Annotated in this window: 1 protein-coding gene; it reads right to left on the reverse strand. The window is 64.8% G+C overall.

Going from position 1 to position 1252, the window contains the following annotated elements:
- Positions 1-251: 251 nt before the first annotated feature.
- On the reverse strand, positions 252-1252 hold a 1001-nt coding region (locus tag AB4Y64_RS17655), incomplete at its 5' end, for an IS110 family transposase (RefSeq protein ID WP_441817752.1).

Raw genomic sequence — 1252 nt, forward strand, 5'->3', positions numbered from 1 at the left:
CCGCTTCTTTAATCGGGCGGTAGTGTCAAGGTCGGACTCCTTCCGTTGGTCGGGTACGTCTCCGCGTGGGTCACGCTTCTTTCCGCAGTCGGCTCTGATGGCGCTCGGCTCGCTGCATGCATTGGTCGGACGGAATGGAGAGCCTGGCTTTTGGTCGCGCTCGGGGGCGCATCGGACATTTGCGGCTTCATCCAGACCTTCGTCCACGCTGGGGACGCTCCCGGTCGGGTTGGGGGATAGGCGTGTCTAGTTCATGCCGTGGCTTCCTCCGCACCCCATCGGAACTCGGTGCCGTCGACCCACATCTTGTGCAGGATGACGGCCAGTTTTCGGGCCACCGCAATCACGGCCCGGCGGTGACCTCGTGTTCGCGCCAGCCGGATGCCCCACGCCTTGAGCGAACACCACGCCTTGCTGCGGGTGACCAGCGCATGCGCCGCCACATACAAGACACTGCGTACTTCCGGATCGCCAGACTTGGAGATGCGCCCCGGATTGTCCGTCTCCCCGGACTGAAAGCGCCGCGGCGTCAGGCCGAAATGCGCCGCGACGGTCCGCGATGATTTGAAGCGGTTGGGATCGTCCACCGCGGCCCGGAACGTCRGGGCGGTGACCGCGCCAACACCCGGCACCGTCATCAGTCGCTGGCACACAGGGTCGACGCGCACGGCGGCCTTCACCTCGTTGTCGAGCTTGAGGTAGGTCTTGTAGAGCACCAGTCTGGCGTCCAGGACTGGCAACAGCGCACGTGCCCGYASCGGGTCGGTGCTGACCAGGGGGCGCAGCGTGTCGTCGTAGGCACCGTGTGGCACCTTGCTCGCCAGCCGGACGCCGAAGATCTTCAGAAGGCCGCGCAGCTCGTTTTCCAGATCGACGCACTTTGCGAGTACGGCTCGACGGCTCGAGAGCAGGATACGGACGTGATGACTTTCCAGGCTCTTCACATGCACCCGGCTGTACCAGCCGGTGCGCAGGATCTGGGCGATGCCACGCGCATCGTTGCGATCGGTCTTGTTGCGCATGGCCGACAACGCGGCGGCGACCTGGCGCGCCTCCAAGCAKATGGCTTCAAAGCCGGCTGCCTGCAGGCCATAGCTGAAGTACTGCGCCAGCGCGCCGGCTTCGAAGCCGACGGCCGTGATGTCCTGGCTGAAGGTGCGCAGGCAGGCCACCACCTGGTCGACGTCCGCGGCGACCTTTTCTTCATGCTGGATATCGCCGTTGTCGTCGATGATGCAAATCGACACGGAGC

It is taken from the genome of Lysobacter sp. TAF61 (assembly GCF_052113485.1).
Lineage (GTDB): Bacteria > Pseudomonadota > Gammaproteobacteria > Xanthomonadales > Xanthomonadaceae > Lysobacter_J.